Origin of the sequence: Bradyrhizobium sp. dw_78 (genome assembly GCF_018449525.1) — a bacterium.
Lineage (GTDB): Bacteria > Pseudomonadota > Alphaproteobacteria > Rhizobiales > Xanthobacteraceae > Bradyrhizobium.
Genome location: NZ_JAAVUS010000001.1, coordinates 1,221,091 through 1,241,169, shown reverse-complemented (window position 1 = coordinate 1,241,169; position 20,079 = coordinate 1,221,091). Strand labels below are relative to the sequence as shown.

General features: G+C 60.3%; 24 protein-coding genes, 1 tRNA gene and 1 pseudogene. 15 read left to right on the top strand and 11 right to left on the bottom strand.

Features of this window, described 5'->3' with window-relative positions:
- Positions 1 to 410 precede the first annotated feature (410 nt).
- The 4 genes and pseudogenes from HB630_RS05845 to HB630_RS28290 form a co-directional block, all read left to right on the top strand.
- Positions 411 to 752, top strand: a complete 342-nt coding sequence (locus HB630_RS05845) for a hypothetical protein (RefSeq protein WP_213770644.1) — start codon at positions 411 to 413, stop codon at positions 750 to 752.
- Positions 753 to 766: 14 nt separating this feature from the next.
- The gene (locus HB630_RS05840) at positions 767 to 961 is read left to right on the top strand and encodes a hypothetical protein (RefSeq protein ID WP_213770643.1); all 195 of its coding nucleotides are present in this window, start codon (positions 767 to 769) and stop codon (positions 959 to 961) included.
- 10 nt (positions 962 to 971) lie between these two features.
- Positions 972 to 1,358, top strand: coding sequence for a response regulator (locus tag HB630_RS28295; RefSeq protein ID WP_249780646.1), 387 nt, complete (start codon positions 972 to 974; stop codon positions 1,356 to 1,358).
- A gap of 24 nt (positions 1,359 to 1,382) precedes the next feature.
- A pseudogene (locus tag HB630_RS28290) lies at positions 1,383 to 1,694 on the top strand (HWE histidine kinase domain-containing protein); the annotation flags it as partial.
- Positions 1,695 to 1,758: 64 nt separating this feature from the next.
- On the opposite strand, the gene HB630_RS05830 reads toward HB630_RS28290, so the two are convergent.
- Positions 1,759 to 1,914 carry a hypothetical protein gene (locus HB630_RS05830; protein WP_213770642.1) on the bottom strand — a complete coding sequence of 52 codons (156 nt, stop codon included), beginning with the start codon at positions 1,912 to 1,914 and terminating at the stop codon, positions 1,759 to 1,761.
- 635 nt (positions 1,915 to 2,549) lie between these two features.
- Between HB630_RS05830 and HB630_RS05825 the strand changes: the two genes are divergently transcribed.
- On the top strand, positions 2,550 to 3,236 hold the full coding sequence (locus tag HB630_RS05825; protein WP_213770641.1) for a Crp/Fnr family transcriptional regulator: 687 nt from the start codon (positions 2,550 to 2,552) through the stop codon (positions 3,234 to 3,236).
- A 15-nt stretch (positions 3,237 to 3,251) separates the two neighbouring features.
- Here HB630_RS05825 and HB630_RS05820 read toward each other — a convergent pair whose 3' ends face one another.
- The gene (locus HB630_RS05820) at positions 3,252 to 3,455 is read right to left on the bottom strand and encodes a hypothetical protein (RefSeq protein WP_213770640.1); all 204 of its coding nucleotides are present in this window, start codon (positions 3,453 to 3,455) and stop codon (positions 3,252 to 3,254) included.
- Complete coding sequence (locus tag HB630_RS05815) at positions 3,442 to 3,618, bottom strand: hypothetical protein (protein WP_213770639.1); 177 nt, start codon at positions 3,616 to 3,618, stop codon at positions 3,442 to 3,444. Before HB630_RS05815 ends, HB630_RS05820 begins: the two co-directional genes overlap by 14 nt.
- Positions 3,619 to 3,907: 289 nt before the next feature.
- On the opposite strand from HB630_RS05815, the gene HB630_RS05810 reads away from it, so the two are divergent.
- Positions 3,908 to 3,981: transfer RNA gene (locus HB630_RS05810), tRNA-Gln, on the top strand.
- A gap of 70 nt (positions 3,982 to 4,051) precedes the next feature.
- On the opposite strand, the gene HB630_RS05805 is transcribed toward HB630_RS05810, so the two are convergent.
- The 3 genes from HB630_RS05805 to HB630_RS05795 all read right to left on the bottom strand — a co-directional run bounded on the left by HB630_RS05805 (position 4,052) and on the right by HB630_RS05795 (position 5,556).
- Positions 4,052 to 4,687, bottom strand: a complete 636-nt coding sequence (locus HB630_RS05805; RefSeq protein ID WP_213770637.1) for a class I SAM-dependent methyltransferase — start codon at positions 4,685 to 4,687, stop codon at positions 4,052 to 4,054.
- 226 nt (positions 4,688 to 4,913) lie between these two features.
- Positions 4,914 to 5,111: a hypothetical protein gene (locus HB630_RS05800; RefSeq protein WP_213770635.1), complete on the bottom strand. Its 198-nt coding sequence runs from the start codon at positions 5,109 to 5,111 to the stop codon at positions 4,914 to 4,916.
- 118 nt (positions 5,112 to 5,229) lie between these two features.
- Positions 5,230 to 5,556: a hypothetical protein gene (locus HB630_RS05795; protein WP_213770633.1), complete on the bottom strand. Its 327-nt coding sequence runs from the start codon at positions 5,554 to 5,556 to the stop codon at positions 5,230 to 5,232.
- 487 nt (positions 5,557 to 6,043) lie between these two features.
- Here HB630_RS05795 and HB630_RS05790 point away from each other — a divergent pair, with 487 nt between their 5' ends.
- Positions 6,044 to 7,792, top strand: coding sequence for an ATP-binding protein (locus HB630_RS05790; protein WP_213770631.1), 1,749 nt, complete (start codon positions 6,044 to 6,046; stop codon positions 7,790 to 7,792).
- 61 nt (positions 7,793 to 7,853) lie between these two features.
- On the top strand, positions 7,854 to 8,441 hold the full coding sequence (locus tag HB630_RS05785; protein WP_213770629.1) for a peroxidase-related enzyme: 588 nt from the start codon (positions 7,854 to 7,856) through the stop codon (positions 8,439 to 8,441).
- Between the two features lie 50 nt (positions 8,442 to 8,491).
- Here HB630_RS05785 and HB630_RS05780 read toward each other — a convergent pair whose 3' ends face one another.
- Complete coding sequence (locus tag HB630_RS05780; protein ID WP_213770627.1) at positions 8,492 to 9,118, bottom strand: ParB-like protein; 627 nt, start codon at positions 9,116 to 9,118, stop codon at positions 8,492 to 8,494.
- Positions 9,119 to 9,244: 126 nt separating this feature from the next.
- On the opposite strand from HB630_RS05780, the gene HB630_RS05775 reads away from it, so the two are divergent.
- The 7 genes from HB630_RS05775 (at position 9,245) to HB630_RS05745 (ending at position 15,236) form a co-directional block, all read left to right on the top strand.
- Entirely contained in the window at positions 9,245 to 10,129 is an 885-nt protein-coding gene (locus HB630_RS05775; RefSeq protein ID WP_213770626.1) for an ion channel, read from the top strand.
- Positions 10,130 to 10,219: 90 nt separating this feature from the next.
- Positions 10,220 to 10,570 carry a hypothetical protein gene (locus HB630_RS05770; RefSeq protein ID WP_213770625.1) on the top strand — a complete coding sequence of 117 codons (351 nt, stop codon included), beginning with the start codon at positions 10,220 to 10,222 and terminating at the stop codon, positions 10,568 to 10,570.
- A gap of 331 nt (positions 10,571 to 10,901) precedes the next feature.
- Positions 10,902 to 11,189, top strand: coding sequence for an acyl carrier protein (locus HB630_RS05765; protein WP_213770624.1), 288 nt, complete (start codon positions 10,902 to 10,904; stop codon positions 11,187 to 11,189).
- Between the two features lie 9 nt (positions 11,190 to 11,198).
- Positions 11,199 to 11,672 carry a 3-hydroxyacyl-ACP dehydratase FabZ family protein gene (locus HB630_RS05760; RefSeq protein ID WP_213770623.1) on the top strand — a complete coding sequence of 158 codons (474 nt, stop codon included), beginning with the start codon at positions 11,199 to 11,201 and terminating at the stop codon, positions 11,670 to 11,672.
- On the top strand, positions 11,665 to 12,873 hold the full coding sequence (locus HB630_RS05755; protein WP_213770622.1) for a beta-ketoacyl-ACP synthase: 1,209 nt from the start codon (positions 11,665 to 11,667) through the stop codon (positions 12,871 to 12,873). Before HB630_RS05760 ends, HB630_RS05755 begins: the two co-directional genes overlap by 8 nt.
- 28 nt (positions 12,874 to 12,901) lie before the next feature.
- Entirely contained in the window at positions 12,902 to 14,182 is a 1,281-nt protein-coding gene (locus tag HB630_RS05750) for a beta-ketoacyl-ACP synthase (protein ID WP_213770621.1), read from the top strand.
- 121 nt (positions 14,183 to 14,303) lie between these two features.
- Positions 14,304 to 15,236 (top strand): lipid A biosynthesis lauroyl acyltransferase, encoded by a 933-nt coding sequence (locus tag HB630_RS05745; RefSeq protein ID WP_213770619.1) that lies wholly within the window; start codon positions 14,304 to 14,306, stop codon positions 15,234 to 15,236.
- A gap of 57 nt (positions 15,237 to 15,293) precedes the next feature.
- On the opposite strand, the gene HB630_RS05740 is transcribed toward HB630_RS05745, so the two are convergent.
- From HB630_RS05740 to HB630_RS05725, 4 genes are all read right to left on the bottom strand, one after another.
- Entirely contained in the window at positions 15,294 to 16,358 is a 1,065-nt protein-coding gene (locus tag HB630_RS05740) for a polyamine ABC transporter substrate-binding protein (protein WP_249780704.1), read from the bottom strand.
- Positions 16,359 to 16,417: 59 nt separating this feature from the next.
- Positions 16,418 to 17,581, bottom strand: a complete 1,164-nt coding sequence (locus tag HB630_RS05735) for an aminotransferase (protein WP_213770616.1) — start codon at positions 17,579 to 17,581, stop codon at positions 16,418 to 16,420.
- Positions 17,582 to 17,588: 7 nt separating this feature from the next.
- A complete protein-coding gene (locus HB630_RS05730; protein WP_213770615.1) occupies positions 17,589 to 17,921 on the bottom strand; it encodes a rhodanese-like domain-containing protein in 333 nt (110 codons plus the stop codon).
- 136 nt (positions 17,922 to 18,057) lie between these two features.
- Positions 18,058 to 19,983: a potassium transporter Kup gene (locus tag HB630_RS05725; protein ID WP_213770614.1), complete on the bottom strand. Its 1,926-nt coding sequence runs from the start codon at positions 19,981 to 19,983 to the stop codon at positions 18,058 to 18,060.
- Positions 19,984 to 20,079: the final 96 nt, after the last annotated feature.

The window sequence follows — 20,079 nt, the reverse complement described above, 5'->3', positions numbered from 1 at the left end:
TCTAGACGTCAATAAATCGACGTCAATAGGATCAGGTCTAAATATAGATCGCATTTGAGGAACTTCGTATCGCGGCCGTTGTTGTCAATTGATCCCCGAGCGTAGCGGGATCGGCGACCCGCCACAGTCAGCATCCCAAATGATCAAATCTCTCACGGCCCTAGCGATATTCTCGCTTTTGGGAACGGCAGTTATTGCTTTGCCAGCCTTGGCTCCTCAAGCGAAAGCCAGCGAAACAGCCGCGTTGCCGAAAGGGGACCGGCTGGCCGTTCGCCCCGTCGTCCGAAATTGCACGAGCCAGGTCTGGCCCGACTTTGACGCGTCCTGCCTCCGCGATAGCGGTTCAGGGGCCTCGGTCCAACAAGCGCGTTTGGTACACTAATCAATAATTACCGGAGAAAGATAAAAATATGCAGATACGAAAAATGTTCGCTTTCAGCTTCGTCGCGGCCGCGCTCCTGGCAGGACCGGCAGTTGCACAGACGCCTTACGATGGTCTCTGGAACGTGAAAATTCAGACCAGGACCGGCAGTTGCGAGCCTTCCAGCCAGTATCCGCTCACTGTTCTCGACGGCAGGGTTTCCGGCGCCGGAGATGTGATGGGTAAAATCGGGCGTGAGGGCATCGTGAAGGTATCGATCCAGGGCGTCTATGCCAGCGGCCAGCTCAACGGCAACGCCGGCTCGGGCAGGTGGAATGGCGCCTCCCTTGGAATTGCATGCAGCGGCCGCTGGGAAGCGGCCCGTGATTGACAAAGGGATTTGCCATGTCTCGCCACAACACGATGCCGCCCGTTCCAGCCGCTAATCGCAGCCACAAGGGGACCGGAGACGATGTCGAGGTGACCAAGGACACCCCGGCCAACAAAGCAAACATTAATGCAGCGGAACAGGGCGAAACTGCCAACATCAGGCAGAACACCACCAACGCCGGCTTCTTCGGCGGAAGACGTATCAAGTGAGGCCGCTGTGATGACGCTTATCGATCGCTCCGCAACCGCGCGAGCTGTTCTCGTCGTTGAAGACGAGTTTCTCTTGCGCATGCAGGCGGTCGATATGGTGGAAGATGCCGGCTACACGTCGATCGAGGCCGTGGACGCCGACGAAGCTTTTGCGATACTCGAGTCCAGATCCGATATTGCCTTGCTGTTCACCGATATCCAGATGCCCGGCAGCATGGACGGGCTCCGGCTTGCCCATGTCGTCCACAAGCGGTGGCCGCCCATCAAGATCATTCTGGTTTCGGGGCAATTGAGGCCGTCTGGAGGCGATATTCCGCGCCTAAGCCGGTTTTTCGGAAAGCCGCTCGTATCCGGCGAAATGGTTCTGGAAATGCGGAATATGATGGACCACGCCTGATCGCCCGCTGCACCGAGCGCAGAACATGTTCAGCACGCGATTGCAGGCCGATTGCTCGCTCTTGGACGAGCTCATGACCTCCTGCTGCAGGCACGGTGGACCGGTACGGACTTGCAAACCCTCATCCGAGGCGCGACCGAGCCATTCGATGATCCGGATGCAGCGAAGTTCTCAATTCAAGGATCCGACATCCAGATCGCATCCGAAGCCGTCATTGCGATCGCCATAACACTCGACGAACTTTGCACCAATACGACAAAATTCGGTGCTCTGTCGGCGCCTGCCGGCCAGGTCGAGATTACGCGGGTCACGGATGAACCGGCATTGAAAAGCTAAAATGGAAACGACCAGACGCTGGAGCAATTCCTTTCTGATCTGGAACTGAGGCAGCCTTTCACGTTCAGTGCTTCATATCCCTGACGACGCCGGCCAAGTGGTCGATAAAGTTCTTAACCCAAAGGTTTTCGCTCTCGATTGCTTCTAATCTCAGCTTCAACTCCTCGTCGCCCGTTAATGGCACAGGCGGCGGCTCAATTTTCTCCATAAAAATCATCATGAGTTGATACCCTTCCTGATGAACCAAGTGTATCCAGGGTAGATGGTTCCTTGAAGAGCGAAACGCTTAAAGCAAGCGGTCGATAAAGGCGATGTTTGAAAAAATGGAAATCTCAGATCGTTGGGTTGAAAACTTCAAATGTCGCCAGTGTGGCAGGGCTGGGACCGCCAACCTTGCGCGCCACAATGGGCTTGAGATAACGCTTGTTCATGGCGAATTCTTAATCACCGTCGATAGCCTACCCGAAGGCTTTATGGTCTCAGGTGCCCCTCAGGACATCGACGTGATTTGTATAAAGTGTGGGGTCTCTGCATGGCCCTGAAGAATCGCGGACTGCGGATGACAGCTCCCGGCAGAGCGCGTATTCGAAGACCGGTGCTCCCCAAAAGGACCAATAACCATCTTCAGGATGGAAGGGAGTCAGTATCTAAATCGACAAGAGCGCGGCATGCGGCACGCCCCGTGCTCGCGGAAACCAGGCGCCGCCTTGAACGCATTGGCGTGGTCGCTGGTGCTATCTGAAGACTAATGGAACATTGCTCCGCTTGCGGTATTACCCCCTTATCACCCGTCCACCTTCGGTATCTACCGGTGACTGAGAGTGTCTTGCTCCCGCCCAATGACGGAGCAGCACTATGTCCAAATCTCCACAAGGTCCAAAAGAGTTCAATCCGCTCGCTTTTCTTGGCAGGGTTGGGGCAGGCAAGACGATCAAGCGATACCGGAAAAATCAGAAGATCTACAGCCAGGGAGACACCGCCGACGCGGTCTTTTTCATTCGCAACGGCAAGGTCAAGCTCACCGTCATATCCGAACACGGGAAGGAAGCGGTCATCGGGTTATTGAAAGAGGGGCAGTTCTTCGGCGAAGGATGTCTCGACGGAGCCGAATTACGCGGCGCTACGAGCCATGCTGTGGAAGGGTGTCAGATCACCTGCATCACAAAGACCGCAATGTTGGCGGCCTTAGCCAAAGAACCGAAGTTCTCAGCATTCTTCCTGGCCTATCTGTTGTCCCGAAACACCCGAATAGAAGATGACTTGATCGACCAGTTGTTCAATTCCAGCGAGAGGCGCCTCGCTCGTCTTCTATTGCTTCTGGCGAATTTCGGGGAGGAGGACGGCCCAGTTCCGATCCCGGTAACCCTCAGTCAGGAGACACTGGCGGAAATGATAGGCACCACTCGCTCGCGGGTTAGCTTCTTCATGAACAAATTTAGAAAACGGGGATTCATCAATTACAATGGAAAAATCGAGGTTCATCGTTCCTTGCTAGACGCTGTGCTGCGCGACAAGCCTCAAATCAGAGAGGACGACGAGTAGTGGGACGGAAACGCCTCAATCCTGCCCCTGGTACTGCCTGACCTGCGCGCGGCATAGCGCCATCGCAAGCATCATCACCAAGCCGCCGATCTGCGGCAGAAAGACCATACCAGCGATGCGCGCCGTGGCGACGTCATCCGGCGTGATCGGCAGAAAGCCCCCGGTGAGCCAGCGGGCGAGTTGCGCAGCGGCGTCGGCCTGGGGATCAGCCTCGGTCACCGCCGATCTCCATCGCAAGGTCATGCAGTTCGGCGTCGATAGCAGCTCCCGCTGGCTCAACGATACGGCAGAAGGTCGCATCATCTGCCGCCGATGGAAGGAATGGGTTGCCGCCCAGGTCAAGAAGTACGAATGGGACATTGATCCCGATGATGCCGACCATCCCACCATCCACGGGCTGCGCGGGACCGTATCCTCGCCTGTGCCGAACAGGGATATGAGGTCGACCAGATCGCCAACGACATCGGCATGTCGCGGCAGAACGTGGAGCACTACATGCGCTTCAAGGATCAGATGAAGGTCGGTGCCGACGGCCAGAAGCGGCTGAGGGTGGTGAGCAACGAGGACTAGACCACGAACGCCGACACCGCTATATCACCCCTACAAATCGTCGGGTTTGGAAAAATCCTCGCGGCGATTAGAAAAAAGAATTGATAATTCAATCGCTTAATTGGGGAATGGTGTAACGGTAGCACAACAGACTCTGACTCTGTTTGTCTAGGTTCGAATCCTAGTTCCCCAGCCAACCCAGCGGCATCGTGGAAAGCCCGATCATACGGGCCTTCTCGAAGGCCCAAAACGCCCCACCACACGCTTCAACCGCACCTCACAACGTAGGCCCGATGGCACATGAACCGCTCGGGCCACAGCGCCACCACCGCGTCCCGCACCAGCGGTACACGGGCGGCGACTGAGGCCGCCAAGCCCCCAACGCCGGGCCTGCGATAGGCGTAGACGTTGCGCCAGTTGATCAGTCCCAGGCCGTAGCGATTGAAGGTCTCCAAGAGTTCCTCATGCGTGAAATACTTCCCGCCGATGATCGGGGCAGACATGATGAACGTGCCCCTGTGCTCCTTCGCGAGCTTGCGGAAGAATGCCTCGCGCTCCTCCAGTGACAAATAGTAGATGCATTCGAGCGCGGCGATCACGTCCCGGCCCTCGAAGCTCATGCCCATGAAGTCCTGATCGACGAACGTCGCGTTCGGCAAGCGGCGCTCCGAGGCGCGGAGGATCGCCACGGCGCTGATATCGACGCCCGTGACCCAACTCGCTTTGCTGAATATGGTCGCCGTCAGATGGCCCTCGCCGCAGCCAAGCTCCAGCACGGTCTTGCCCTCGACGTGAGGCGGGATGACCTTCGCAAGCCCCCTGTCGCGCCGCGTGGCCCTGTCAGTCCCCCACGGGTCACGGCGCTCCAGATAGAGCCTGTTGAAGTCCGCCGCGCTCCTCATCCCGCTCTCCGCATGACCGCCGCCACGGCCGTATATCTTCGTCTTTAAGGTGGATGTAGGGACGCGTCGCCCTGAAGTCGTTATGGCCGGCGAATTCTGCGCGTTGTCCACACAAGGCACACTGTCCGCACAGGAGATCTTGCGAAATCCATTACGGCGCTCACTGCCGGCATATAGCGATTGATGATTGATCGTCTTGCCGGCAGAACGTCCCCGTAAGCGGCGCCTATTTGCCGGTGTCGAGCGCTTCCCGGGCCGCCACCAGTTTCTCGAGTTCGCTCGTTTGCTCTGCGATACGATCGGAAACCCTCGCCTCATCGCCCGCTCCCGATTGCGCGGCGGCCTGCTCGACAAGCTGACGGATATTGTCGCGCAACATCGCGATCCGATCGTCCAATTCGGAAGCTGAAAAAATATCTGACATCACGAACTCCCGATCCGGTTACGGCGACATCCGGGACTCTCCCGCAGCGTTCGCCCCGTTCGAGCGGAAGCTTCCCAAGGCGGCATGCCGACGTCAACCATTCCGACGCCGATGCGTTTCAATTCCCTGGCTTTTTGTCACTCGGCTTATTGTCGCTTGGCTTTTTGGCCTTTGACTTTCCCGGCGTTTTATCATCTTGCGCTTTCTCAGGCCGAAGATTTTCCTTCAGGCGCTCGCGCACGGTGGGCAGCCGGTCAGTGCCGCCAGCGGCCTTCCACCGGCCGACAAGCGCCACCATTTCGGTCCGCATCTTCAACAGCCGGAATGAGGAATCCGCATAGTCCAGATCTTGCTTGATCCGATCACGGATCGCAGCTTCAGCCGCCAGCATCTCTGCCCGCAAGGCACTGATCTTACGCCGCGTTTCATTAATTCTGTTGTCCATATTGTATCGGAACAAAAATAGAACACATAGTCAAGTCACGAATTCAGGAATTAAGGCGGCCCCTCGATCTTGGTGGTGTCCAATTACCTTAAATTGCCGCCGCGCCAAGCCCCTCCGACCGATCGGCGAAAAGCGGAGACGCTTCGCGCCCGAAGCCGCGCCGCGTTCGATCTGCCTGATATCAGGCCATCGGGAAACCAGTGGGTCAGGCTTTCGCCCGAAACGCGATAGACGGCTCTCCTTAGCCAATGGTGAACCAGAAATTAAAGCGCCATCTACGCCCGCAATAAACGCGCGGACGCTAAAGATCAGGATTCTCCAGCCATATTCAGCAATATGCGCCGGGATGACGGCATGGGACCATGCGAAGCTCCGGCCAAGTGCGGCAGATTTTACAAAGCTCCGGCCTTGCCGGTTTAACCGTTTATGCAACCACGGTCTGCATAGTTCATCACCATAGCGCGTGCGGGCGCGCCTTTCTCATGTGATGGGCTTGACCACTGTGACATCCTTCGGACGTGTGATTACGGTGCGCGGGTCGCTTGCCCGGGTCGGACTTTTGGCGACAAGCCAAATGGGTACCTCGGAGATACGGGCCACGGTCGGTCGTTTCGTCTGCCTCCGGGGCGCGGTCTCCACCATCGTCGCCATGATCACCGAAGTATCCAGCGAAAATTTGCCGGTCTCGGACAATTACATCGCCAGCGCCTCGGTGGATTTGCTGGGCGAAATCCTCGGGCCGGCTGATCGGCCCAAATTTCAGCGCGGCGTCACCAACTATCCGACGATTGGCGATACCGTCGATCTGATCACCCATCAGGAACTGCGCACGGTCTACGCGCCTTCCGGATCGGACCAGATCGATGTCGGCACCCTGCAGCAGGATCCCTCCATCACCGCCTATGTCGATGTCGAGGAAATGCTCTCCAAGCACTTCGCGGTGCTCGGCTCGACCGGCGTCGGCAAGTCCACCGGCGTGTCGCTGCTTCTCAACGAAATTCTCAAGTCCCGGCCGAACCTGCGCATCTTCCTGCTCGACGTTCATAACGAATACGGCCGCTGCTTCGGCAGCCGCGCGCAGGTTCTCAATCCACGCAACCTCAAGCTCCCGTTCTGGCTGTTCAACTTCGAGGAAATCGTCGATGTGCTGTTTGGCGGCCGCCCCGGCGTCCCCGACGAACTCGACGTTCTCGCCGAAGTCATTCCGGCGGCAAAGGGCCTCTATACCCAATACCAGAATTCCGATCGCCTTGGATTGAAGCGCGCCGATTCCAGGACAGTCAGCTATACCGCCGATACGCCGGTCCCCTATCGCCTGGTCGATCTGATCTCGCTGATCGACGAGCGCATGGGCAAGCTCGAGAACCGCTCGTCGCGCATCGTCTATCACAAGCTGATTTCGCGCATCGAGACCGTGCGCAACGATCCGCGCTATACGTTCATGTTCGACAGCGCCAATGTCGGCGGCGACACCATGGCGGAAGTCATCAGCCATCTGTTCCGCCTGCCGTCCAACGGCCGGCCGATGACCGTCATGCAGCTGGCCGGCTTCCCCGCCGAAGTGATCGATTCCGTGGTCTCGGTGCTGTGCCGCATGGCGTTCGATTTCGGTCTGTGGAGCGACGGCGTCTCGCCGCTGCTGTTCGTCTGCGAAGAAGCCCATCGCTACGCTTCCGCCGACCGCAGCATCGGTTTCGGCCCGACGCGCAAGGCGATCTCACGGATCGCCAAGGAAGGCCGCAAATACGGCGTCTATCTCGGCCTCGTCACCCAGCGGCCCGCCGAACTCGACGCCACCATCATCTCCCAGTGCAACACCCTCTTCACCATGCGCCTTGCCAACGAGCGCGACCAGTCGCTGTTGCGCTCGGCGGTCTCCGACGCCGCGGCCAACCTATTGTCCTTTGTGCCTTCGCTTGGCACCCGCGAAGTGCTCGCCTTCGGCGAAGGCGTGGCGCTGCCGACCCGGCTGCGGTTCAAGGAAGTTCCCGCGCATCAATTGCCGCGCAGCGAGGCCACGATCGCGACGTCGCCGTCGGTCACTGCCGGTCACGATCTGCATTTCGTCGGCGCCGTGCTCGAACGCTGGCGCGGCGCCACGTCGAATCGCGACGTTTCCGGCGATTCCGGCTTCAGCGAGCGGCCGGTGTCGCGCGCGGTGGAAGCCCCGATGCTGCAACCGTCGATGGGTCTCGATCCCGACCGCTTTTCGCTGTTGAAAAAGCCGCTGCGCTGATCGCGATCTTCGACTATGGTTCGGGCTGCCGCACGATGCGGCTCGAGCCGGAATCCATCGCATGACGCCTATCGCGACACCCGCCGCCAAGCGCTTTCCCGTCCCCGCCATCGACGCGCTGCCGGAGGATATCCGTACCCGCATCCTCGCGGTGCAAGAAAAATCCGGCTTCGTCCCGAACGTCTTTTTGACGCTGGCCTGTCGTCCCGACGAATTCCGCGCGTTCTTTGCCTATCACGATGCGCTGATGGAGAAGGATAGCGGGCTGACCAAGGCCGAGCGCGAGATGATCGTGGTGGCGACCAGCGCCGCCAACCAGTGTCATTATTGCGTGATCGCGCACGGCGCGATCCTGCGCATCCGGGCGAAGAATCCCGTGATCGCCGATCAGGTCGCCGTCAACTACCGCAAGGCCGACATCACGCCGCGCCAGCGCGCGATGCTCGACTTCGCCATGAAGGTCAGTACGGAAGCGAACAAGATTTCCGAACAGGATTTTGCCGATATCGCCGGCCACGGCTTCAGCGACGACGACATCTGGGACATCGCCGCGATCTCGGCTTTCTTTGCGCTGTCGAACCGCATGGCCAACGTGACCTCCATGCGCCCGAACGACGAATTTTACATGATGGGGCGCTTGCCGAAGTAAGACGCCCGTTCCGGAAGCCCGGCTCCAATTCAATCAGAACCGATCAGGCCTTAATCATCCGACGCCGGCCCGCACCAGCCCGGCAAATAGATGGCGTCCTTGCTTTTCCCGAACAGCAGCGCCTTCTCGATCGATTTTTCGAAATTGTCCTCTATGCCTTTGCGCGACATCTTCCGGCGCAGGAAATCCGCCCACAGGAACTCGCTGAACGGAGTGGTATCCTTGGCAAAGCCGCCGACGCGCCGCAGTTCGCCGGCCAGGCTGCGGAACGGATCGTCCTTGAGGTCCGTCACCGACTTCGGAAGATCGCGGAAGTGCCGGCGCTCGCCCTTGGCGTCATAGGGATAGACCCATCTCTTGTTGTCCATCACGCCCCAGAACGCCTCGCGCTCGACCATGGTGAGATCGCCGATGACGGTGACCAGAATATCCTTCACGCCCTCGTCGTGCAGCGCGCGCGCCAGATGATGATGGTCGACCACATAATAATTCTTGTCCGGTCCGAGAACGACAGGGATCATGTGCTTCCCCAGCAGCTCGGCCTGCTTTTTCTTTGATTTGTGCTCACGCCAGCGCTTGCGCTTTTCCTTGACCTCTCTCATTCCGACAGTCATCTGGGTCGGGCGGAGGGAAAGGATCGGCACCGGCTCCAGAAGTGGTTCACGCGTGTTGGCCATGACTGGTACCCTCGTGTTTCGGCGGCAAAAAAGCCTCTTAAATCGCTGTGATTATGCCATGATGGCAACGTCATTCACAACGTCAATCAAATCTCCTTAGCTCAAGGACGTCTCCAGATTCTGAACATGAACAAAAGCCGGAGCGAGCACAGATCGAGGACGCGGATCGTTCAGCTTGGCCGCCGCGAGATCGTCGCCGAGGGCCTTCACCTCAACTTCTGGGCCGATATCAGCCATCGCTGCATGACCGCCTCCTGGCCTTCCTTCATCGGCGGCGCCGCGCTGGTGTTCATCCTGTTCAACGCAATTTTCGCCTTGTTTTACTGGATCGGCGATCAGCCGATCTCAAACGTGCCTGGCGGCGCCTATATCGACTATCTCTATTTCAGCATCGAAACGCTTTCGACCGCCGGCTACGGCGACATGCATCCGCAAACCCATTACGGGCATTTCATCGCGGCGGTGGAGCTGTTCACGGGCATCTTCTCGATGTCGTTGATGACCGGGCTGGTCTTTGCCCGCTTCTCGCGGCCAAGTGCGCGGCTGTTGTTCGCCGACAATCCGGTGATTTCAACGCATGACGGCAAGCCGACCCTGATGGTTCGCCTCGCCAACGAGCGCCACAACATCATCGGCAACGCCACGGCCAAGATGTGGTTGCTCAAGGATGTCGTGAGTTGCGAGGGACGGTCGTTCCGGAGATTTTACCAGCTGCCGCTGGTGCGGAACGAGCACCCTGCTCTGGCGCTGAGCTGGACGCTCTATCATGTGATCGATGAAGACAGCCCGCTCTATGGACAAACGGCCGATGACCTCGCTGAATCCAGCGTCGGTCTTGTCGTGGTGGTGTCCGGGTATGATGTTGTTGCAGCGCAAACCGTCCATGGACGACGGTCGTATGATTACGGCGATATTTTATTCGGGCATCGCTACGCGGATATTCTCGGCGAGATGGACGACGGCCGCCTTCGAATCGATTACGGCAGGTTCCACGACACCGTGCCGGGATAGATCGCGGCCATCCCAGCCGTCTCAACATTTTCTGGGACACGCGTCGCGGCCGTGCTAATTTGAATTCAAGATGTCGCGGAGCTGACAACGGTGAAAACCCAGCGGCCCATTGTGGCGGAGGAAGAAGAGCACCGCGTGCTTCAATTCCGGCCGCGCAAGCCGGTGCTGACGCCGGGCTGGCGGAGAGACCTGAACGCGCAAGGCGGGCGGGAGGACAATCCGCCGGAACCGAACGATCTGTCCCGCTATGAACGGCCCCGCGAGGTGCCGGATGATTTCCGCCAGCGCATGCTGACCAACATCGCCGGCTTCGCCTTCGTCGTCGCGCTGACAGCCATCGGGATATGGCTCGTCATGAGCATTGCCGACCTGCGGCGGACTCAGGATTGCGTGCTGCTGGGACGGCGTGACTGCGTTCAAATCACGACTCCCTCGATCTAGCGCATGATCCGGAAAAGCATGCCCTCGGACTACGACCCGATGGGTGGACACCGGCTTTTACGAAAAGATCATGCTCGAACAGAAAGTTAGAGCTGGATGACGATTCGAGGAAAAGCCATCCCGCGCTAACGTTTTCAAAGCCAGGGGGGCTGGGCTTGGTGGCCTTGAATTCGATCCTGCCGGGACCCTGCGAGCCTCCATTGAACTCGGGGCGGCGCTCCGATATACGGGCAGTCGACTCTGGGCGACGGATCGGGCATTCGGGGGGGCGCGATGCCCGGTCGTCACGCTGTCGCCGAAAAATTATCACCAATGTATCAAAGGCTTAGTGATGTCATCCACATTCGATCAGGTCGCCACGATTATCGCCGAGACCTGCGACATACCGCGTGACACGATCACGCCGGAGAGCCACGCCATCGACGATCTGGGGATCGATAGCCTCGATTTTCTTGACATCGCGTTTGCCATCGACAAGGCATTCGGGATCAAATTGCCGCTGGAAAAATGGACCCAGGAGGTCAACGACGGCAAGGCGACCACCGAACAATATTTCGTCCTGAAAAACCTCTGCGCGCGCATCGACGAATTGGTCGCGGCCAAGAATGCGGGCACCTAACCGCCTGCCATGCACCTCGAATATTTCCAGCTGATCGACCGGATCGTCGACATCAACATCGGCGCAAAGACCATTACGGTCGAAGCGCAGGTCCCTCAGCACAACACCATCTTCGAGGGACACTTTCCGGGCTATCCGATCATGCCCGGCGTGTTGCTGATTGAAGCGATGGCGCAGACCTCCGGCTGGCTGTTGATCTCGCTGATGAAGTTCGAGCGCATGCCGTTTCTCGCCGCGGTCAAGGAAGCCAAGATGCGCGGCTTCGTTGCTCCCGGGGAACTGCTGACGATCGACGCCAGCATGGTTTACGAAGGCTCCGGCTATGCGATAACAGAAGCCAAGATCAAAGTCGGCGGCAAGCTGAGGACCAACGCGACGCTTACCTTCAGCCACATCCCCTTCCCCAACGCGGATTTGCGCGGACACATGGACGCCGTAGCCAAGCGCATCGGCTTTCCGCAACAGGCCATTACGAATGACTGAGACTACATCTGCGACGTCGGGACCGGCGGAAGTCTGGATCACCGGGATCGGTCTTGCCACTTCGCTTGGCGAAGGGCCGGACGCGAACTGGAATGCGCTCGAGCAACGTCGCATCAATGTCGACGAAAAGAACTTTGCGCCCTACGTCGTTCATCCCTGGGCACCGGTCAATCTCGATACGCAGATCCCCAAGAAAGGCGATCAGCGTCAGATGGAAGCCTGGCAGCGCATCGGGACTTATGCCGCGGGGCTGGCGCTGGATTCCGCCGGCGTCAAAGGCAACAAGGAAATCCTCGGACGGATGGACATGATCGTCGCCGCCGGCGGCGGCGAGCGCGATCTCAAGGTCGACTCCGGAGTTCTGACGGCGGAAGCCCAGGGTAATTCCGATCCCGGCCTTCTGAACGAGCGCCTGATGAGCGATCTGCGTCCGACCCTGTTCCTGGCGCAGCTTTCCAACCTGCTGGCCGGCAACATCGCCATCGTGCATGGCGTGTCCGGCACGTCGCGCACCTTCATGGGCGAGGAAGTCGCTGGCGTGGACGCGGCGCGGATTGCGCTGGCGCGGATCGCCTCCGGCCAAAGCGACATCGCGCTGATCGGCGGCTCGCATAATGGCGAGCGCAGGGATCTTTTGCTGCTCTATGAATTCGGCGACTACAATCTCAAAGACAAGTTCGCACCGGTTTGGTCACGCCACGAGCACTCGGGCTTTGCGTTGGGCTCGGCGGGAGCTTTCCTCGTGATCGAATCCAGGGCGCATGCCGAAGCGCGGGGCGCCAAGCCCTACGCGCGCCTGACCAACGTGGTCGCCGACATGTCGCGGCGCAAGCAGCCGGGCGACATGAAGACCACGCTTGAAAAGCTGTGGTCGCAGCTCGGCAAGCTCGACGGCGGCGAAGCGATCGTGACCGGGGCGACCGGCGCGGAGCCGGCCACATCGGAGGAACGGGCGTTTCTGTCGGAGCATCCGGATTATGCGGTACGCGCGACCGGCACCGTGTTCGGCCACACGATGGAAGCCCAGTTTCCGCTGGGACTTGCCGTGGCGGCTCTCTCGATTTCACGCGGCGCGTTGTTTCCGCCGACCGATTCCTCCGGCGTGGAGATTGAAATGTCCAAGCCGCCTGCCCAGATTGTAGTAATCGGGGCCAGTCACTGGCGGGGTGAAGGCATGGCCCTGGTCGAGGCGATCAAGTGAGCATAGCGGCCTGACCGGTAGGGGAACCATGACAGCATCACGCGACAAATTTGGAAGGCCGATCGTCGTCGTCACCGGCATGGGCGTCGTGACATCGCTCGGCGCCGGCAAAACCGATAATTGGGCGAAACTGACCGCGGGCGAGTCCGGGATCCGGACCATCACGCGTTTCCCGATCGAAGGCTTGAAGACCACGATGGCGGGAACGGTCGATTTCGTCACCGTCGATCCGTTCTTCTGCTCGCCCGGACTTTCGCAGCGCCTGGCCGAAATGGCCGCCGAAGAAGCGCTCGAGCAGTCCGGCCGCGGCAGCAAGGGCGACTTCCCGGGACCGTTGTTTCTGGCGGTGCCGCCGGTCGAGCTCGAATGGCCTCAACGGCGGGAATTGAGTCACGACACCGGAAAGCAGGAATTGGACTACAACGATCTGCTCCGCGTGTGCGGCGGCGGAAAGTACAACTCCTATCATCGCCGTTTTACGTTCGGATCGGTGGCGAGCTATCTGGCCGAAACATTCGGCACCAAGGGATCTCCGATTTCGCTGTCGACCGCCTGCGCCTCCGGCGCGACCTCGATCCAGCTCGGCGTCGAAGCCATCCGCCGCGGCGAGACGGATGCCGCGTTGTGCGTGGCGACCGACGGTTCGGTCAATCCGGAGGCGGTAGTCCGGTTTTCTCTTTTGTCGGCCCTCTCCACCCAGAACAACCCGCCCCAGGGCGCGTCCAAGCCGTTCTCGAAGAACCGCGACGGCTTCGTCATGGCGGAAGGCGCTGGCGCGCTGGTGCTCGAAAGCTACGATGCCGCCATCGCGCGCGGCGCGCCGATCCTCGGCGTTCTGGCCGGCTGCGGCGAGCTGACCGACTCCTTCCATCGCACCCGCTCCAGCCCCGACGGCAAGCCGATCATCGGCTGCGTGCGCAAGACGCTGGCCGACGCCGGCATGACGGCGGAGCAGATCGATCATATCAATGCCCACGGCACCGCGACCCCGGAAAACGACAAGATGGAATATCTGGCGATTTCCACGGTGTTCGGCGAACATGCCGGGAAAATCCCGGTGTCCTCGAACAAGTCGATGGTCGGTCACACCATCTCGGCGGCGGGCGCGGTCGAGGCGGTATTCTCGTTGCTGACGCTTGAACATCAGCGGATTCCTCCGACGATCAACTATGAAACGCCGGATCCGACGATTCTGTTCGATGTCGTCGCCAACAAGGCCCGCGACGCCCGCGTCACCGCCGTGATGTCGAATTCGTTCGGCTTCGGCGGCCAGAATGCCTCGCTGATCTTGACGCGCGAACCGATCTGACCGCAGGCAGTCCGATGCCGGCGGTCGATAGGATGCCACCAAGCGGCGATGCGCATGCTGCCGGCGCATTGAAGCGGATGGAAGACCGGGAACTTCACGGCAAAACCGGCGCCGGTTTTTGATGGCTCCCGTTCTCGCTCGCAGCAAGGCCCGTATTCGCGCGGCCACCAAGCCGCTCGGGGAAGCCGCGGTCGGCGCGCTGACGGTCGGCATGCTGCGCACCACGCGCTATTTCGACCCCATCAAGACGGCAAACCTGTTCAGCCGCGTCACCCGTTTCATCGGCCCTGCGCTTCGTGAACAAAGAATCGGCCGCGCCAACCTGACGGCTGCGTTCCCGGAAAAATCCCCCGAAGAGATCGAGGCGATCCTGGCCGGAGTTTGGGACAATCTTGGCCGTGTCGGCGCCGAATTCGCGCATCTCGATCGGGTCTGGGATTTCGACGAGGCCCATCCGGAGGCAAGCCGTATCGAAGTCTCGCCGCGCAGCCTTGAGCTGTTTCATCAATTGCGGCTCGACGGCAAGCCGGCGCTGATCTTTGCCAGCCATCTCGGCAATTGGGAATTGCCCGCGGTTGCCGCCGTCGCGCACGGGCTTGATGCCGCGATCCTGTATCGCCGGCCGAACAGCGCTTCCGCCGATCGCATCATCCAGGAGATGCGCGCGGTTAAAATGGGAACATTGATTCCGGCCGGCCGCGACGCACCGCTCAGGCTCGCGGACGCGCTGCAGAAAGGCCAGCACGTCGCCATGCTGGTCGACCAGTATCTGACCGGTGGCGTCGAGGTCACCTTTTTCGGCCGCAAAACCAGGGCCAATCCGATGCTGGCCCGGCTGCTGCGGCAGGTCGAGTGCCCGATCCACGGCGTCCGGATTATCCGCCTGCCCGGACATCGTTTCCGCATCGAAGTCACCGAGGAGGTGAAGCCGGTACGCGATGCTTCGGGCAAGATCGATGTTCAGGGAACGACGCAGACGATCACCTCGGTGATCGAGGGCTGGATCCGCGAATATCCGGAACAGTGGCTCTGGCTGCACCGCCGCTGGCGATAATCACACCGGAAAGTCATTCCGAGGCGATGCTTCGCACCGAAACCGGAACGGCGATTGTCACCTGCCCGTTTTCACCCTGGTCCAGAGACGGTTGATGATGCGCTGGGTCGCCGGATCGCGCGCACTGATGACAAAGAGCTTCTTCAGCATCGTTTCGTCCGGATAGATGTTCCTGTCGTTGAGGATTTTCGGGTCAACCAGCTTCTGGCTCGCCAGGTTGCCGTTGGCGTAGGACAGGAAATCGGAATTCCTGGCGGCGACGTCAGGCCGGTACAGATAATTGATCAGCTCATAAGCTTCCGCGACATGGCTGGCGTCGGCCGGGATCGCCAGATTGTCGAAGAACATCTGCGCGCCCTCTTTCGGGATCGCATATCCGATCTCGACGTCGCTTTTGGCTTCCGCGGCGCGGCTGCGCGCCTGCATGATGTCGCCGGACCAGCCCACCACGAGGCAAATCTCGCCGGTGGCCAAGGCGTTCAGATATTCGGATGAATGAAACTTGCGGACATAGGGCCGGATCTTGAGCACGACATCGGCGGCTTTTTCCAGGTCGGCCTGTTTGGTCGAATTGGGATCGAGCCCGAGATAGTTCAGCGCCGCCGGAAAGATGTCATCGGCGGAATCCAGCATGTGGACGCCGCAATCCCTGAACTTGGCCAGGTTCTCCGGCTTGAACACGATGTCCCAGCTATCGATCGTGGCGCCGGGACCGAGAATTTTCTGCACCGCCTTGACGTTGTAGCCGATGCCGGTCGTGCCCCACATGTAATTGGCGGCATAGGCGTTGCCGGGATCGTAAGTGGCAAGCCGCTGCGTGACCTCCGGCCACGCATTGACCAGATTAGGCAATTTCGACGCGTCGAGTTTTTGAAAGACATGCGCGGTGATCTGGCGCTGCAGGAAATAGCCGGTGGGAACGACGACGTCGTAGCCCGATTTTCCCGCCAGCAGCCTTGTCTCCAGTGTCTCGTTGGCATCGAACGTGTCGTAGACCACTTTGATGCCGGTTTCCCTGGTGAAGTTCTCGAGCACCTCCGGCGCGATATAGCTCGACCAGTTGTAGAAATTGACGACGCGCTCCTGCGCCCTCGCCGGTAACGCGATGGCCGTCAGCATCATGGCGATCGCGGCCACACGCCGGATACGGCAGCAAGGCGATCGGCGCATGATATCCCCTCCTATCGGCGATGGATCGCATCCGACAAGCGCTCCAGCGCCGTGTCGAGGGTGGCATCCTTCTTGGCAAAGCAAAATCGCACCACCGAGGTCACGGCATCCTGCTCGTAAAAAGCCGATACCGGAATAGCCGCCACCTTGTAGTCGGTCACGATACGCCGGCAGAAGGCTTCATCGGTCTCGTTGAGACCAAGCGGCGACAGATCGACGGTGAGGAAATAAGTGCCCTGCGACGGCAGCACGGGGAAGCCGAGGCTCTCCAGCCCCTTGGTGAGGCGGTCACGGCTGCGCGCCAGATCCTTGCGCATGTCGTGGAAATATTCCGCCGGCTTGCCGAGGCCATAGGCGACCGCCACCTGGAGATTCGGCGCGGTCGTGAAGGTGAGAAACTGGTGTACTTTCGCCGCCACCCGCAACAGCGGCGGCGCGGCGCAGACAAAGCCGATCTTCCAGCCCGTCAGCGAGAAGATCTTGCCCGCCGACCCCACCTTGATGGTGCGGTCGCGCATTCCCGGAATCGTAATCAGTGGAATGTGCTCGCGGCCGTCGAAGATCACGTGTTCCCAGACCTCGTCGCAGATCGCGACCGCATCGAACTCCTGACAAAACCGTGCCAGCAATTCCAGATCCTCGCGCGGATAGACCACCGCGGCAGGATTGAGCGGATTGTTGAACAGAACTGCCTTGGTCTTGTGGTTGAAGGCGCCGCGCAGCATCTCTTCGGAAAGCCGCCAATGCGGCGGCTCGAGGCGCAACAGCCGCGGGATGCCGCCGGCCTGGCGGATGATCGGAAGGTAAGAATCATAGACCGGCTGGAACACGATGACCTCGTCGCCCGGCTCGACCACGGCGAGGATTGCCGAGGTCAGCGCTTCGGTGCCGCCCGAGGTCACCATCACCTCGGTCATCGGATCGAGATCGAGCCCGTGCCAGCGCCCGTAATGCGAGGCGACGGCCTGCCGCAATTCGGGAATCCCCAGCATCGAGGGATACTGGTTATTGCCGTCCAGCACTGCATCCGCCGCCGCGCGGCGAATGTCCGCCGGCCCCGGATCGTCCGGAAAACCCTGGCCGAGATTGATGGCATTGTTGTCGCGCGCAAGCTGCGACATGGCTTCGAAAATGGTGACAGGAAGGTCTGCGAAGACCTTGTTCATCGAAATCATGGATCGATCAGCCGCCGGTCTTGATCGGCAGCCCGGCGGCCTTCCAGCCCAACATGCCTCCCGCAAGGTGCTTGTCGTAAGGCAGCCCCGCGGCCTGCGCCGCCAGCGACGCCGTCACCGACCGCTTGCCGGAGCGGCAGGCGAACACCACCTGTTTGCCCTGCGGATCGGGAATATTTTTCGGATCGAAGCTCGACAACGGAACAACCACGCCGTCCGGATAGGCTTCGACAGCAACCTCATTCGGCTCGCGGACGTCGACCAGGAGATAGCGTCCCTCCGCTATGCCGTCCGACACGTCCTGCGGGGTTAGATCTTGTACCTGGTTCGCCACGCTCATCCTCCCGACGATTCAATTTGAAGGGCAAATCCGGCGCTGCCGATGCCCTTCGGCCGGGGGCCAAAGTCGCCTCTTGCGCGGAAAAAATCAAGCGCCGCGAACGGTTTATGAGGCGAGCTCAATCCAGACGGTGAATCTAGACAGTGACCTGGGTTCCGACCTCGACCACACGTCCCGTCGGGATCTGGAAATAGTCGGTCGCGTCATTGGCGGTGCGGCTCAGCGCGATGAACAGATGATCCTGCCAGCGCGGCATGCCGGAATGCGCCGCCGGCTTCAGCGCACGCCGCGACAGGAAGAACGAGGTCGACATGATGTCGAAATGCCAGCCAAGCTTGCGGGCGATCGCCAGCGTCTTCGGCACGTTTGGCGATTCCATGAAGCCGAACCGCAGCGTCACCTTGGAGAAGGTCTGGCTGATCTCCTCCAGCCGTACCCGTTCGGAGGGATTGATCCGCGGCGTCGGCGCGGTCTCGATGGTGAGAATGACGTTCTTCTCGTGCAGCACCTTGTAGTGCTTCAGGCTGTGCATCAGGGCGGTCGGCGCGCTGACGGGATCGCTGGTCAGGAATACCGCGGTGCCGGGGACGCGCTGCGGCGGCCGCTTCTCCAGCATCGCCACCAGGTCGGCGAGCGGAAATTCCAGCTTGCGCGATTTCTCGAACAACAGCCGGCTGCCGCGCCGCCACGTATACATCAGCAGCATCACCACCGCGCCCAGCGCCAGCGGCACCCACCCGCCTTCAAGCACTTTCAAAAGATTTGCGGCGAGAAAAGTAAGATCGAGGAACAAGAACGGCGCGATCAGCGCTGCGGCCGCGACCGCCGACCATTTCCACACTTTCCAGATGACGACGAAACCCATCATGCCCGTCACCACCATGGTGCCGGTCACGGAGATTCCGTAGGCCGACGCCAGCGCGCTCGACGAGCGGAACATCAGCACCAGCAGCGTCACGGCGACCAGCAGCAGCATGTTGATGCGCGGAATGTAGATCTGGCCGGAATGGGATTCGGAGGTGTGGCGGATTTCAAATCGCGGCAAAAGCCCGAGTTGAATGGCCTGGCGGGTCAGCGAATAGGCGCCGGTAATCACCGCCTGGCTCGCGATCACGGTCGCAATGGTGGCAAGCGAAACCATCGGCAGCAACGCCCAATCCGGAAACATCAGGAAGAACGGGTTTTCGACGGCCTGCGGATTTGCAATCAGCAATGCGCCCTGGCCGAGATAATTCAGCGCCAGCGACGGCAGCACGATCAACAGCCACGCGGTCTGGATCGGGCGTTTGCCGAAATGTCCGAGATCGGCATAGAGCGCCTCGGCGCCGGTGACGGCCAGGAACACCGCGCCCAGCGTCACAAATCCGATGATGCCGTGATGAAGCATGAACCAGACAGCGTGAAACGGATTGAGCGCAAACAGCACCTCGGGATGCCGCATGATCGGGGTGATCGCCGCGATCGCGATGACGGCGAACCAGATCGCCATGATCGGACCGAAGAAGGCCGCGACGCGCGCCGTGCCGCGCGACTGAACCGCAAACAGCACGAGCAGGATGACGATCGTGACCGGCACGACATAGGGATCGAACGCCGCGGTGACGAGCTTGACGCCTTCGATCGCGGAAAGCACCGACAGCGCCGGCGTGATCACCGCGTCGCCATAGAACAACGCGCCGCTGATGATGCCGAGCAGCACGATCGTGCCGGCGGCACGCGTCACCGCACGTTGCGCCAGCGCCATCAGCGCCAGCGTTCCGCCCTCGCCGTTGTTATCCGCCCGCAGCAGGATCACCACGTATTTCAGGGTCACCACGACGATCAGCGCCCACAGGATGAGCGACAAAACACCGAGCACCGCCTGCGGCGAGATACTGCCGGCGCCACCGCTGGCGGCAATGACGGCTTCGCGCAGCGCGTAGAGCGGGCTGGTGCCGATGTCGCCATAGACGACGCCGATGCTGCCCAGCATCAATGCCTTGAAGCCGGCCGTGGAATGCGCGTCGCCATGACCGTTTGCCGCCGGCATTTCCGCGGCGGTCGCTACAACATCACTCGTCATGAGAATGGACGCCTCGAAAATGCTTCACTGCACGATAGTAAAGCGACGCGGCTTATAGTCCTGCGTCCGGAGCATAGCATAGCCCGATTTCGGGCC